At 63.1% G+C, this 13,284-nt stretch carries 12 protein-coding genes; 7 read left to right on the forward strand and 5 right to left on the reverse strand.

The genetic code is table 11. From position 1 onward, the window contains the following. Both ISF28_RS22845 and ISF28_RS22850 read right to left on the reverse strand, forming a co-directional pair. On the reverse strand, nt 1-507 hold the full coding sequence (locus tag ISF28_RS22845) for a UpxY family transcription antiterminator (RefSeq protein ID WP_198119474.1): 507 nt from the start codon (nt 505-507) through the stop codon (nt 1-3). 196 nt (nt 508-703) lie between these two features. After that, nucleotides 704-1,435, reverse strand: a complete 732-nt coding sequence (locus ISF28_RS22850) for a helix-turn-helix transcriptional regulator (protein ID WP_198119475.1) — start codon at nt 1,433-1,435, stop codon at nt 704-706. A gap of 551 nt (nt 1,436-1,986) precedes the next feature. Here ISF28_RS22850 and ISF28_RS22855 point away from each other — a divergent pair. Genes ISF28_RS22855 through ISF28_RS22875 form a run of 5 tightly spaced genes read left to right on the forward strand, consistent with a single transcriptional unit; the run spans nt 1,987 to nt 8,144 of the window. Beyond that, a complete protein-coding gene (locus ISF28_RS22855; protein WP_198119476.1) occupies nt 1,987-4,659 on the forward strand; it encodes a type VI secretion system Vgr family protein in 2,673 nt (890 codons plus the stop codon). Beyond that, nucleotides 4,656-5,558, forward strand: coding sequence for a DUF4123 domain-containing protein (locus ISF28_RS22860; RefSeq protein ID WP_198119477.1), 903 nt, complete (start codon nt 4,656-4,658; stop codon nt 5,556-5,558). Before ISF28_RS22855 ends, ISF28_RS22860 begins: the two co-directional genes overlap by 4 nt. Beyond that, the gene (locus ISF28_RS22865) at nt 5,555-6,190 is read left to right on the forward strand and encodes a DUF3304 domain-containing protein (RefSeq protein WP_198119478.1); all 636 of its coding nucleotides are present in this window, start codon (nt 5,555-5,557) and stop codon (nt 6,188-6,190) included. The genes ISF28_RS22860 and ISF28_RS22865 overlap by 4 nt, the downstream gene beginning before the upstream one ends. Continuing rightward, nucleotides 6,187-7,866 (forward strand): phospholipase effector Tle1 domain-containing protein, encoded by a 1,680-nt coding sequence (locus ISF28_RS22870; RefSeq protein WP_198119479.1) that lies wholly within the window; start codon nt 6,187-6,189, stop codon nt 7,864-7,866. Before ISF28_RS22865 ends, ISF28_RS22870 begins: the two co-directional genes overlap by 4 nt. Before the next feature lie 20 nt (nt 7,867-7,886). After that, a complete protein-coding gene (locus ISF28_RS22875; protein WP_198119480.1) occupies nt 7,887-8,144 on the forward strand; it encodes a PAAR domain-containing protein in 258 nt (85 codons plus the stop codon). A gap of 60 nt (nt 8,145-8,204) precedes the next feature. Here ISF28_RS22875 and ISF28_RS22880 read toward each other — a convergent pair whose 3' ends face one another. After that, nucleotides 8,205-9,092: a LysR family transcriptional regulator gene (locus tag ISF28_RS22880; protein WP_198119481.1), complete on the reverse strand. Its 888-nt coding sequence runs from the start codon at nt 9,090-9,092 to the stop codon at nt 8,205-8,207. Between the two features lie 114 nt (nt 9,093-9,206). Between ISF28_RS22880 and cuyB the strand changes: the two genes are divergently transcribed. Then, nucleotides 9,207-10,652, forward strand: a complete 1,446-nt coding sequence (gene cuyB / locus ISF28_RS22885) for a cysteate racemase (RefSeq protein ID WP_198119482.1) — start codon at nt 9,207-9,209, stop codon at nt 10,650-10,652. Between the two features lie 125 nt (nt 10,653-10,777). Continuing rightward, nucleotides 10,778-12,034 (forward strand): DUF2254 domain-containing protein, encoded by a 1,257-nt coding sequence (locus tag ISF28_RS22890; protein WP_198119483.1) that lies wholly within the window; start codon nt 10,778-10,780, stop codon nt 12,032-12,034. Between the two features lie 12 nt (nt 12,035-12,046). On the opposite strand, the gene ISF28_RS22895 is transcribed toward ISF28_RS22890, so the two are convergent. Continuing rightward, nucleotides 12,047-12,568 carry a DUF421 domain-containing protein gene (locus tag ISF28_RS22895; RefSeq protein ID WP_198119484.1) on the reverse strand — a complete coding sequence of 174 codons (522 nt, stop codon included), beginning with the start codon at nt 12,566-12,568 and terminating at the stop codon, nt 12,047-12,049. 48 nt (nt 12,569-12,616) lie between these two features. After that, nucleotides 12,617-13,069 carry a DUF4426 domain-containing protein gene (locus tag ISF28_RS22900; RefSeq protein WP_198119485.1) on the reverse strand — a complete coding sequence of 151 codons (453 nt, stop codon included), beginning with the start codon at nt 13,067-13,069 and terminating at the stop codon, nt 12,617-12,619. Nucleotides 13,070-13,284: the final 215 nt, after the last annotated feature.

Consider the following 13,284-nt stretch of genomic DNA (forward strand, 5'->3'; position numbering starts at 1 on the left):
TCAAAGCGCCTCGATCGCGCTGCGGTCCAGTTCCACGCGGACGCTGCTGCCGACGACGTCGACGTTGACGACGAGGATCTGCTGGTTCTTGATCCGCACGAGTTCACCGTGCACGCCCGCCAGGGCGCCGGACACGATCCTCACCCTGGTGCCGGCGACGAGTTCGGGATCGACGGTGAACTCGGCGCCGCTGTCCACCAGCATCTTGACCGCGTCCAGGTCCCGCTCGGGCAACGCGGCCGGCCTGCCGCTGGCCAGCACGAACCCGCACGACCCGCGGATGTAGCGCATGCCTTCGTACTGGCTCGCGCTCGGGCGCACGAACACATAGCCGGGAAACAGCGGCACTTCGACCTTGCGTTTGCGGCCCTGGCAACTGCTCACGACGGCGCGCTTCGGCAGATAGGTCGGCACCTGCTTCTCCAGCAGGACGCTTTCGACGACGTTTTCATGACGGTTCTTGGTACGCAGAACCAGCCAGGGATTCCGACACTCGCTCTCGAACATTTGACGCTCCTCGGGATGTCTGGCCTCGGCACGTCATGCGCGCCGAGGCTCAAGAAACACCGCATCGATATGCGGCGGTGACTATTGCGTCGACCAATGTAGCGCGGTCCCGGACCGCCGCAGAACTACGCAAACATGTAGTACTTGAACATGCAGGTGGTCGCGCGCGGGGCGGATACCGGCCGGTGCGGTGTCGTTACAGCAGTCCGAACGCGACCGCCTTCGCGACGGCCTGGTGGCGGCTCCCGACATCGAACTTGAAGAGGACGTTGCGCACGTGATGGCTCACGCCGTGCTCGGAGATGTTCAGCAGTCGCGAAATCTCCCACGTGCTTTTCCCGCCCGCGACCAGGTTCAGGACTTCGGCTTCGCGGTTCGTCAGCCTGGGCGCGGGCGCCATGCGCTGCGTCTTGACGATGCGGCGCATCGCTTCGTGCGTGAACGTGGCCAGCAGCGAACCCCAGTTCAACATGTCGCGCACGTGGCGCCGCGCTTCTTCGTCGGAGCGGGACACGGCAAGGCTGAGAAACGCCACGTCGCCGTTCCTGCCGTGGACCGGCAAGGTGATCCCCTCCGCCAGGCCATGGATGCGTGCCTCGGCCCGGAACCGGCGCTGGCATTCGGTCTTGTACAGGTCGTCGCTCCAGATCAGCGGACAGAGCGAGTGCTGGGCGTGGTCGACGATGGGGTCGATCTCCGCATAGTGCTGTTTGTCGTACCGCTCATGCCACGCGGTGCCGTAGTTGGACTCGATCTGCTCGATATAGCGGGTGCTGCCCGTGTAGAACCTGCCGTAGTAGTAAAAGCCGTCGAAGCCGAGCAGATGGCTGATCTCGTCGACTTCCTCGTTGACCTGGCTGAAACTGGCGCGCTCGCTGATCCGCATGATTCTGCCGATGAGCTGCTGATGGACATCATCAATACCCATGTAACAATCTCCTGTTTGCCGCGTTATGCGCTCTGTCAAACCAGAACGAGAATTAATGTACAACTTTGATATTTAACGTAAGTTACAGCGACGAAATTTGTTTTTGATCAATATAGCTATCTGGCATATTTCCTGATTCAATGATTCACCTGATTTAATAGTGCTTCCTGCGGAGGAACGTCACGTGACATCCTGCCTACGCCCGGGCGCGAACGGCCGCGGCGGTATCGACGTCTTTACTCGCCGGGTTGCCGGCCGGCGAGCGCCGGATCCCGATCGGTCTGCCAAGGCCGCATCGGATGTCACATTTCAAGCCGAAATCTTGCCACGGATGACAAGAAAAAAAGCCCCCCATCGGGTGAGGGAGTTTTGTGATTCCCCGCTTCGGGCGGCGAACACGGCCGACGCGTCGTACATCGGTTGCCGAGATGGGTGCTAACAGCCTTGGCAACTGCGCCTGGCCGATAAACCTTGCAGGTTCTCAATTTTAAGTCCGCAGCAAAGTGCCAGAATGCACGCTGGTTTCGACAGGAAGACTATGGGAGAACGCTGTGCAGAACCGCGATGAACTCGGCAACCTCATGCTGGGGAACAAGTGGCTTACCTCCCACAATCGGCTTATCCGGCTGAAGCTTTTCCATCGAAACACAACCAGCGACGACATCCTGCTTCCTCAGCTTGTCAAAGGCGCGGAGTCCGTTTGCGGTGGGTTTGAATACGAGATCAATTGCATTGCTACCTCAGACAGCCTGCCGTTGAAGGAATTCATTGGTGTGCCCGCCACTCTCGAGTTTGTCACGGATACAGGACAGTTGCGAAGGGTCAATGGTTTGATTGCACAGGCAACTTCAGGCGATTCCGACGGGACGATTACGAGCTACCAACTCATCATCCGCGACGCCATGACGTTCATGGAGCAACGTGTCAACACGCGCGTTTTCAGAAGATTAAGTTGGCCGCAGATTGTAGAGATCGTATTAAAGGAATGGTCGCAGCTGAACGGTGCGTTGACTGGTGTCTTCGACTACGAATTCGCGTTCGGCTTCAGACTGGACAAATATCCCGAGCGTGAACAGACCATCCAGTTCAACGAATCGGATGCGGCATTCGTACGTCGCCTGTTGACGCGCTCCGGAATTGCCTGGCACTTCCGTCCGGGGCGCCACCGTGCGTGGCAAAAAGCGACTCGGGCACCGGAATTCTCGCCGGCTCATACCCTGGTGCTGTTTGACGATCAACTAGGATTGAAGCGGAACGCGGCCGGCAAGGTCCGCTATCACCGCGACGACGCCACCGAGCAGCGCGATTCCGTGACGCGCTGGCGCGCTGTTCGCAGGTTTCAAGCGGGTAGCGCCAGACTCTTTAGTTGGGACTACAAGCAGCCGCGCAGCATACCGTGGATGTCGATCGACGTACGATCAAGGGCTGAGCAAGGCCGATCGGGCAACGTGCTCGCGGGCGGATTGCAAGAGTTCCTTGTCGAATCGCCGCATGTCGGTGCGACCAACGAAGATCTTTATCGTCTCGGCTTGCTGCGCGTACAGCGCAAGGAACTCGATGCGAAGCGCTTCACCGGCGAAGGAAGCGTACGCGATTTCTGTGCGGGCGAATACTTCACCATCGAGGGTCACCCGGAAATCGGCTGCCATCCCCACGCCGAGCGCGATTTCATCATCATGTCGGTCGAAGTCAGGGCGCGAAACAACCTGCCGAAAAGTCTGGAAGAACGGGCACATCGTCTGCGCGCGGGCGACGCCTGGTACGGCGCCTCCAATACGCTCGCCGCTCCCGCCAACGAAGTAACTCCCTATCAAATGCGCTTCGAAGCAGTACGGCGCACAATCCCGATCGTGCCTGCGTTCGACCCGCGTACCGACCTGCGTGACCCCGGGTTACAGTCTGCGATCGTGGTTGGCGACGCAAACGACGTCGTACATTGCGATGAATATGGCCGTGTGAAGATTCGGTTCCCGGCCACGCGCGCCGCAGACTCGCAGGACGCACGAAACGCCGCCTCGGCACCGGTAGAAACGGATTCGGCCTGGGTGCGAGTGGCAACCAATTGGGCTGGCAGCGGCGATTCTCGTTGCGGCGCCTTGACGCTGCCGAGGGTGGGAACCGAAGTGTTGGTAGCATTTCTCGGCGGCGACCCGGACAAACCCATCATTATCAGTCAACTTTTCAATGGCCAAGCCCTGCCTCCGCCTTTGAGCGTACGCGCCAACCTGCCATTGACACGCTTTTTGTCGGGTATGCGTAGTCAGGAAATCCGCGGCTCGCGCGCAAACCAACTCCGCTTCGACGATACGCCCAGCGAAATCAGCGCCCAGCTCGCGAGCGACGACGGCGCTTCGCAACTGAACCTGGGCTGGCTAACTCATCCGCGGGATACCCGCCGCCAGCCCCGCGGCGAGGGTGCGGAGCTGCGGAGCGACAAGGCCGTGGCGATTCGCGGCGGCAAGGGCGTATTGATTACCGCAGAGCCCAGCAATCAAGCCGAAGGCAATCAGTTGGACAGGGTCGAACTGCTCGGCCTTGCCGAAGGATTACGCAATATTGCCGACCAGCTCGCGAAACTCGCGGAAGCCCATGCAAAAGACCCTGCCAATGGACCGCTGTTGACACAACTCGTCGCAAAGCTCCGACATCTCGACAGCGGCACCAATGTCGCCGAGGTTGGCTGCGGCCCAGGTGGCGCCCCTATCGTCGCGATCAGCGGTCCGGCCGGGATCGTCATGGCGAGCAAGGAAAATGTTGTTGTCGGCGCCGAAAAAGATGTGGATCTCGTTACGGCTGCGGATATGCATTTCGCCGCCGGCCGCAAAACGTCCATGCGAGCGGTGGAAGGCGTCAGCGTTTTTACGAACGACGGCGGCATGAAGCATATTGCCGCTCGCGGAAACGTACTGGCCGAAGCGCAGGACGGCGCCATCGAACTGCTGGCGAAAAAGGTGATGGATCTGATCAGTACGACGGATTGGATCAATATCAAAGCCAGGAAGGGTGTTTGCATCTATGGCGGTGGCAGCGAATTGACGGTCAGCGCGGACGGAATCATCGGCAGAACGACAGGCAACAACCATATCTACGCTGCGGATCACCAGACTTTCGCCAAGCAGGCGCCGGAAGTGAAATTCCCTGACGAAATGCCGCACCACGACATTTGCATCCCTTGCATGCTGATGGCGGCACGGGCGCACAGTCCACTGGTGGAGGCGAAATGAACGACGCCGATCGCAACTTATTTGTGTACCTGCTGGTCGACAACGGTTTGCTGCATGCCGTATCGGCACAGTACACTGAAGCGGACTCGCAAGCCCGTCCGCCATGGCTGGCCCCCCTCTACGCCGACCATGCCCTTGCGGTCAGCCCATTCCTGGTCGACGTCGAAGCCGCATATCGCGCGGGCGATCTCGACCGGATCATGCGCTACCTGAACGCACGCAGACCGGCATTGCACGCGTCGATCGTCGAGACGGAGTTGGAACTTGAACAGATCGCCCGACACCTACGCCGCTTTATATTTATCCTCGATTCTCAAGGCAAGCAATTCACGTTGAGGTTTGCGGATTGCGCGGTACTCGCCCCGCTGTCGTCGCTGCTGACGGCCGAGCAGTGGGCGACGATGAGGGGACCGATCACACGTTGGGCAATTCATGACCGATCGGGAGCGGTTACTCAACTGCCGCCGGTTGCACCGACTGCAGACACTCCGACACCGCTTTGCCTTGACCATGACCAGTTGGCCGCGCTTGACGAGGCCAGTGAACCTGATCACTGCATCGCCAAAGTGAACATGATGCGCAACGGCGCCGCACTGCCGGGCAACGCGGCGGAACAACATGCATGGGCTCATGCTGCCCGACAGGTCTGGCGTGCTGCAGATAATTCAAGTCCTCTGTTTTTGCTGTTCCTCACCGAGGCTGCGCTCCTGACTAAAGGTGAGATTTTGCGCAGGCAGGAGATTAAAGACCATCTCGCAATGGTCGAGGTTGGAGCGTTTCGAAATAAATTACGAGAAGTCGCCCGTGATATTCATGAGCGAAAACGCTGGATTTCGCAAACAACGACGAGTGACGAAGAATCAAATGTGGACCTTTTATTTTACAGCGTGAATCCATGAAACTACCCATCCCAAATTTCATACGCTGGTATCCTGTCATGTCACTCGTATTGACAGGAGTGCTGCTTGCACTCGTCACGTTCTTATATCATTACTTCGAAATAAACTACTTCAGGGTGGAAACCCATATTCCTGTATCCTTGACGGGCGTCCAACATTTGGGGAGCGACTATCGAATCTCCGATTTTTATGTCGACAAGTATAGCGGCGGCACCGTCGGCGAGAGCGGTGGGGGAGGAAGTATCGTATGTTGCCTCATGCTGCCCAAGAAATGGTATCCGGGATTAAAAGCGGAGGTTCGGTGGGAGGTGCGTCACATCATAAGACCATCCGATCCCGCTCTGCCCGAAACAGAAGAAGTGGCGGGATTATACCGTGCGCAGGTGCCGGTAGAGGCGTACGTTGAAGCTGCTCATTTTTGGGTACATTTTTTTTCTCAAGGCCGTGTGCGGATTGTAGTGAGCGATACCGGACCTTATGGGAAGGAGCATCCGATTCAATTCGAGGATACGCAAGCAGTGCAGAGGGCGACCACTGGATCGGCCATAAAGACCTTATTCACGACAGAAGAACTCGCCGCATTGGAGCGTGAAGCGGCGCGTGACAGAAAAAAATACGGAGACTGGCGATGAAACGCGCAGACGTAATTTTGTCGACGACAAAAACGGCTCCGACGAACGGAATAATGCGTGTCTTACCGGAACACGACCCAGACTTTAAGAAATGCCAGGTAGCGGCTCATATCGGGATCTTTTTTGATGGAACGAATAACAACAAAGATCGCGATCGGCCACATCTTGCCGACACTAACATCGCACGGCTGCACAGTGCTTATCACGACGATCCGCTTAGCGGCTACAATGCTGTATATGTCCCGGGTGTAGGGACGAAATTCCAAGAAATTGGAGAAGCCGAGGACAGCAAATTAGGTGCCGGATGCGCATTCGGCTGTGAAGGACGGGTAATTTTTGGCATATTATCGGTCATTAATATATTGCATTATCGTTGCTTTAATAATAATTTACTAAGCGACAATGTCGTTCTTGCATTATGCCGCAACAGCCTGAATGTACCCGACAGCGATGATCGCGAAAACCTCGCCAAAATCGGCGCCCATAGCGGCCTTTTACAAACGAAGGTGGGCAGCAACAACATTCGCCGCGAATTTCTGGCGCAGCAAGCGGGACATCTGGAAGCAAAACTCAAGCAAGGCAAGCCTCATGTCGTCGAGTGCTTCCTCGACGTATTCGGTTTTTCCAGAGGGGCCGCCGAGGCGCGCGTATTCTGCAATTGGCTGGACGAACTGCTCGTCGGCGGCCGGCTGGCGGGTGTACCTTTGCATTTTCGTTTTCTCGGGATTTTCGATACGGTCGCATCCGCGGGGTTCTGGTCCGGCGTATCGGCATTGGTGACCAACTCGACCGGCGGGCATGGCGCATGGGCGAGTGCTGAGGCACTACGCATACCCGGCTCAGTTCAGAACTGCGTCCATATGGTTGCGATGCATGAACTTCGGCGAAATTTCCCCCTCGACGAGATCGGCGTTGGAGGCAAACTGAAACCGGGATGGCTCCAGTACGCATATCCTGGCGCGCACAGCGATGTCGGGGGTGGCTATCGGCCCGGCGAACTCGGTATATCGGTAGGCGACGATTCCATGAAACTGTCTCAGATACCGCTGAACCACATGTTCGATTGCGCCGTAGCGGCCGGGGTTCCGCTGCAAAAACCTCGTCCGAATGCAGCCGACCACAATCCGTTTTCCATCCACCCAGCCCTGGAGAAAGCCTTCGCCGATTTCGTTTCGCAAGCCACGCTGGCGCCAAGGCCGATATACGAGTGGCTTCAGCCGTATCTCAATTGGCGGTGGCAAATACACGACCGTTTCGACACAAGTAACCAGGTCAAGCGGGCGGAACGATCTGAAAGAGACGTCCTTGTTGCGTGGAACAATCGCCTCATTAATGATGCCGCGGCCATGACGCGATCCGCCGCGATGAGCTTAAGCAAGAGAACATTCGCAGCCATCAAAGACGTCCTTTATACAGGCGCAAGAAGAGATTTTCTGACAACCTCCGTTCTGGAACCCGAAGCCCGGAACGTGTTTGCGCTTGCTCAGCGCGCCAAGCCGACGCCGCCCTCCTTTGCGGCGCTATTCGACGGTTACGTACATGACTCACTCGCCGGCTTCAATTCGCCGGAATGCGAAATGGCCGGCTATTGGCGTTATCGACGAATCTTTTTGGGCAGTGACGACGACACCATAGCAGCGAACCAGGACAGCGATACGGCGCGCAGCACGGCGTGACATCTTCGAACGGGGGACGCATGAAGGACCAGCAAGGACGCGGTGTCATCCGCCTCGGCGATAAAACCACCCACGGCGGAAAAGTCATTTCGGCGGCGCAGGATTTTACTGTGCTCGGCAAGCGGGTCGCTGTCGAAGGCGACTCTACATATTGCCCTCGGTGTAAGGGTAGATTTTCGATATGCCCCGGTGGCGGTACGCGTAAGCACCAAGGAAAATGGGTCGCATACGACCAGGATCTCACGGCCTGCGGCGCGAAGTTGATCTCGTCAATATAACTTGCCATACATCGCAAAAATGGCTCGCCGAAGCGGGCCTTTCCGGAGATGCGACGCCGTTCAGCCTGGCCGCATGCCCGCATGCGACGCGGCCACCAGCGCGCGCACGTGGTCATTCGGCCTGGCGAACACGAACACGATGTCCAGCTCGAAGCGCCACGCGGCGCCGCCCGCATGCACAAGCCGCCCTTGCGCCAGCTCCGCGCCGACAGAACTGGCGGGCAGCCAGGCGAGACCCTGCCCCGTCAGCGCGAGCGCCTTCAGCACGTCGGCCATGTCGGATTCGCAGGCGCGCGCGAGGGCGCCCGGCGACGCGCGGGCCGTGAGGACGTCGACGACGCGGCCGAAATACGAATCCTTGCCATAGGCGAGCAGCGGGATCGGACGGTCCGCGCTTGCGGGCAGCGCGAACAGCGGCGCGCCGGAGCGCGCCGGCACGGACACGGGCACCAGCGACTCCGTGCCGGCCGCGACCTGTTCGAACTGCGCGCGGTCGACGACCAGCGGCAGGTCGGGATGGTCATAGCACACGAGCAGATCGCACTCGCCTTCCATCAGCGCGAGCACGGCGTCGTGCACGTTGGCGGCCTGGATGCTCGCCCCCGGCGCCCCCGCCGCGCGCAGCCACTGCGGGACGAATCCCTGCGCCAGCGTATGTCCCGCCGCGATGCGCAGCAGCCGCCGGCCGCGCGTTTCCTTGCGCAGCGCGGCGCGCGCATCCGTCAACGCCTTCACGCCGTCGCGCGCCGCATGCGCGAACAACACGCCGGACGGCGTCAACCCCATCGGAAAGCCGCGCCGGTCGATCAGATCCGCGCCGACCCACTGCTCGAGCGCCCGGATCCGCTTGCTGAGCGCCGATTGCGTGATCCCGCGCTCTTCCGCCGAGCGCGAAAAGCTGCGCGTCTGCGCCAGGCTCAGAAAGTCCTCGATCCACCTGATGTCCACAATGTCCTCCATCATCCAGTCCGCGCGGGCATGGCGCCAGTCGCAATCGTCATGCGGCGCCGCCGCCGGCCCCCCAAGCTCGAGATTCTACAAACAAAATCACAAGGAACGACAATGCATGCAACGACCGGCCCCCTCGGCATCATCGGTGGCCTCGGCCGCATCGAGGGCGCGGACCTGCGGGCCGGCCTGGCGCGGCGGCTCGGCAGCGGTCCCGCGCGGGCGCGGACGGTACTGTTCGAACAGGCGCCGCACGACCGAAACATCCACGCGGAACCGGACCAACGCAAGCTGTACGTGCACGACATGGCGCAGCAGCTGTGCCGGCGCGGCGCCGCGGCCATCCTGCTGCCCTGCTTCATCAGCCAGACCTTCCTGCCCGAACTGCAGGCCGAGACCGAGCGCCCGTTCATCGTCCTGATGGACGCGCTGCGCGCGCACTGCAACGAAAGCTACGGTCCCGGCACGCGCATCGGCGTGCTCGCCAGTGACCACGTGCGGCGCGCTGGCCTGTTCGACGCGGCGCTCGCGCCCGACGGCTTCACGATCCTGTATCCCGGCGCCGCCATCCAGGCCGGATGCGTGATGCCCGCGCTGTACGGCGCCGCCGGGCTGCAGTGCCGGGGACTCGGCGCCGGCGCCGTCGAGCTGCTGCGCGTGGCCTGCGCCGACCTCGTGGCGCGCGGCGCCGACGTGATCCTGGCCGGCGCCGGCGAATTCGCGCTGGCGGCCGGCGCCTTGCGGCAATCCGGCTTCGCGGTGGTGGACACGCTGCAGGTGTACATCGATTACGCCGCGCGCACGCACGGCACCGCCGCGCATGGCGGCCGGGCGGCGCGGCTGGGCGTCGTCGGCGGCATCGGGCCCGCCGCCACCGTCGACTTCCTCGGCAAGGTCGTCGCGCACACCCGCGCGCGGCGCGACCAGGATCACGTCCCGATCGTCGTCGACCACAACCCGTGCATTCCCGACCGCACGGCCCACCTCGTCGGCGGCGCCGCGGACCCGCTGCTGGCGCTGTACGCCGCGTGCCGCCGCCTGGAATCGAACGGCGCCACCTTGATCGCCCTGCCCTGCAATACGGCGCACGCCTACCTGCCGCGCATCCAGCCGCGGCTCGCCGTCCCCGTCGTGCACATGCTGGACGAAACCGTCGCCCACATCGCGCGGCGGCATCCGGATTGCCGCCGCGTGGGGGTGCTCGCGACCAGCGGCACCATCGCGAGCGGCGTGTATCACACGGCAGCCAGCGGCGCGCCGTTCGACCTGATCGTGCCGTCCGACGCCGGGCAGCAGCGCGTGATGCGCGCCATCTACGGCGAGCACGGCGTGAAAGCCGGCCACACGACGGGCGCCTGCCGGGACGACCTGGCGGCGGCCATCGGCGAACTGGCGCGGCGGGGCGCCACGGTCGTCATCCTCGGCTGCACGGAACTGCCGCTGATCCTGCCGCAGCAGGCCGGGTTCGACGCCGGCGGCCTGTGCGTGGCCCTCGTCGATCCGACGCTCGTGCTGGCCCGCCGCTGCATCGAGCGCGCGGGGTTCGCGACGCGCCCGTGACGATTGCCGGCGCGCGATGCGCGCCGCGATCGGTCGCACAGCGTACGGAAGCGAACCGACGGGCGCCGCGCCACGCGCCAAGCTGCGGGGACCGGCGCACCGCGCCTCATCGACTGCGTCGCACCATGCGAGAACGACTCCGCTTCCTGCTCAGCCGCCTGCGCGAACGACTGTGGATCAAGCCGCTGATCGCGTGCGCGCTGTCGGTCGCCGGTGTGCTGCTGGCCCATCTGGCCGACCGCATGGTCGTCGACGGCTCCGTGCCCGAGGTGACCCAGGCCTCGGTCATCGAACTCCTGAAGATCATCGCGGCGGGCATGCTGGCGGTCGCCACGTTCGCGGTGGCCTCGATGGTGTCCGCCTACGCGTCGGCCGGCCAGGTGGCCACGGCGCGGGCCTTTCCGCTGATCGTCGCCGACGACGTGTCCCAGAACGCGCTGTCGACGTTCGTCGGCGCCTTCATCTTCAGTGTCGTGGGCATCAGCGCCGCGATGAACGGCTATTACGGACGGGCCGGCCGGTTCACGCTGTTCGTGCTGACGGTGGTGGTCCTCGTGATCGTGGTCCTGACCTTCGTGCGCTGGGTCGACCGGATCGCCCGGCTGGGCCGCATCGGCGCGATCGTCGACAAGGTGGAGCGGGCGACCTCCGCGGCGCTGGCGCGCCGCCAGCGCCAGCCGTGGCTGGGCGGGGTGGCGCCCGAGCCTTGTGCCGCGGGCGTCGCGGTGCATGGGGACCGCACCGGCTACGTCCAGCACATCGACATGGCGCGTCTGCAGCGCCTGGCGGCCGAACACGCGGTGCGCGTCACCGTGGCCGTGCTGCCCGGCACCTACGTGAGCCCCGCGCGTGCGCTCTGCCACCTGCACCGCGCGGATGCCCGCGACGAGCCGTGCGCGCGCGCGGCGTTCGCCAAGGCGTTCGCGATCGGCAACCAGCGCCAGTTCGACGACGATCCCCGCTTCGGCATGGTCGTGCTGGCGGAAATCGCCGGGCGCGCGCTCTCGCCCGGGATCAACGACCCGGGCACCGCGATCGGCGTGCTGGGATCGCTCCACCGCCTGTTCGCCGACCTGGCGCGCGGGGAAGCGGCCGATCCGCCGACGTGCGACCGCGTGGCCGTCGCCGCGCTGGCGCTGGACGACCTGTTCGACGATGCCTTCAACGCCATCGCCCGCGACGGCGCCGGCATCGTGGAAGTGGCGCTGCGCCTGCAGCGCCACCTCGGCGAGCTCGGTCGCGAGCATCCGCCGCTGCGCGCGGACGCGCGGCGCCACGCGGACCTGGCGTTGCGCCGCACCGAGCGGGCGCTGGATTTCCCGGACGACATCGAGCGGGTGCGTGCGCGCCACGCCGCATACTGGAGCGGGCCCGGCGCCTGACGGGCTGCCAACCTAGCGGGAGCCCGCCGCGCCGCGTACGCCCGTGCACGCCGACTGACTGCCCACCTGTTGCACCGAAATCACCGAGAGGCTGCCATCGCTTTCCAGCACGACGGCGGCCACCTGTTCCATCGCGCCGATCCCATGCTTGCGCACGGCGCTGCGGACGTCCGAGGCCGTCACGCGGACCCGCGTCATCGCGTCGTCGAGAAAGCGGCCGTCCCGCACGACCAGCGTGGGCGCCGTCTTGATCGCCTCGCCGACGAAGCGCCAGCGCACGGCCGTCCACGTGATCACGAATTGCAGCGCCACCAGCAGCGCGATCGCCGCCAGGCCGGTCGCCAGGCTGACGTTCCGGTTGACGAGGATCGTCGACAGCGTGGAGCCGAACGCCACCGTGACGACGAGGTCGAATGCATTCATCTTCGACAGCGTCCGGTTGCCGCTCATCCGCAGCATCACGACGAGGCCGGCGTACGCGAGCACGCCGACCACGGCGACGCGAACGATGCTGTCCCATCCGTCGAAAAACATGTTTCCTCCCCGCCGGCTACGGTGCCGGCGCGCACAGACGGGCCGGCGTCACTTCGGCTTGCCGTCCCACATGCGGTCCCGGAAGTGCAGCGTGAGCGCCGGCGCGCCGCTCGCGGGCCGGGCCTTCACGGTAAAGTCGAGCACCTCCCCGCGCGCGATGTCGTAGGTGCCCGTGTACGAGACATAGCCATTGTTCTCGGTCTCGCGCATGTCGATGGGCCGGCGCATGCCCGCCAGGTTGCGCGCCTCGACTTCCATATGCGCCGGCACGGTTTTCCCGTCGCGCATGAGCGTCGCGTTCACGATGGCGCGCGACGGCGAGCGCTCGATGCCGTGGATGGCGGCCGTTTCCTTCGAGATGGATTCGGACCCGACGGTGCTGGCCCGGAGCGTGTACGGACCGGCGTGCGCCTCGAACGCCTGCGACCGTGCGAGGCCGGGGATCGCCGACAGCGAGACGGCGACGCACGTGGCTGCGAACCTGGCAGCGAGCATACCCATGATCTGCTCCTGGCGATGACCCGGTTGGGCACGACCACCCCATGGTACCGCGGAACCGCCATCGCGGCCGCACGCCTGCCCCCGGCCGGCGGCGCGAGGCCGGTCCGACGCATCCGCATTGACGAATGATCATCGGTCATTCAAATTCGACACGGAGGAAGACATGCAAGACCTGCAGGGGCAATGGGCGCTGGTGACGGGCGCGTCGAGCGGCT

It is taken from the genome of Massilia rhizosphaerae, from assembly GCF_016093545.1.
GTDB classification, from domain to species: domain Bacteria; phylum Pseudomonadota; class Gammaproteobacteria; order Burkholderiales; family Burkholderiaceae_D; genus Telluria; species Telluria rhizosphaerae.

What these genes read in the sequence shown, in the direction of transcription:
- ISF28_RS22895 (WP_198119484.1), bottom strand. Translation starts at nt 12,568, where the DNA reads ATGTTTTTCGACGGATGGGACAGCATCGTTCGCGTCGCCGTGGTCGGC.
- ISF28_RS22870 (WP_198119479.1), top strand. Translation starts at nt 6,187, where the DNA reads ATGAAACGCGCAGACGTAATTTTGTCGACGACAAAAACGGCTCCGACG.
- ISF28_RS22850 (WP_198119475.1), bottom strand. Translation starts at nt 1,435, where the DNA reads ATGGGTATTGATGATGTCCATCAGCAGCTCATCGGCAGAATCATGCGG.
- cuyB (WP_198119482.1), top strand. Translation starts at nt 9,207, where the DNA reads ATGCATGCAACGACCGGCCCCCTCGGCATCATCGGTGGCCTCGGCCGC.
- ISF28_RS22845 (WP_198119474.1), bottom strand. Translation starts at nt 507, where the DNA reads ATGTTCGAGAGCGAGTGTCGGAATCCCTGGCTGGTTCTGCGTACCAAG.
- ISF28_RS22865 (WP_198119478.1), top strand. Translation starts at nt 5,555, where the DNA reads ATGAAACTACCCATCCCAAATTTCATACGCTGGTATCCTGTCATGTCA.
- ISF28_RS22860 (WP_198119477.1), top strand. Translation starts at nt 4,656, where the DNA reads ATGAACGACGCCGATCGCAACTTATTTGTGTACCTGCTGGTCGACAAC.
- ISF28_RS22900 (WP_198119485.1), bottom strand. Translation starts at nt 13,069, where the DNA reads ATGGGTATGCTCGCTGCCAGGTTCGCAGCCACGTGCGTCGCCGTCTCG.
- ISF28_RS22890 (WP_198119483.1), top strand. Translation starts at nt 10,778, where the DNA reads ATGCGAGAACGACTCCGCTTCCTGCTCAGCCGCCTGCGCGAACGACTG.
- ISF28_RS22875 (WP_198119480.1), top strand. Translation starts at nt 7,887, where the DNA reads ATGAAGGACCAGCAAGGACGCGGTGTCATCCGCCTCGGCGATAAAACC.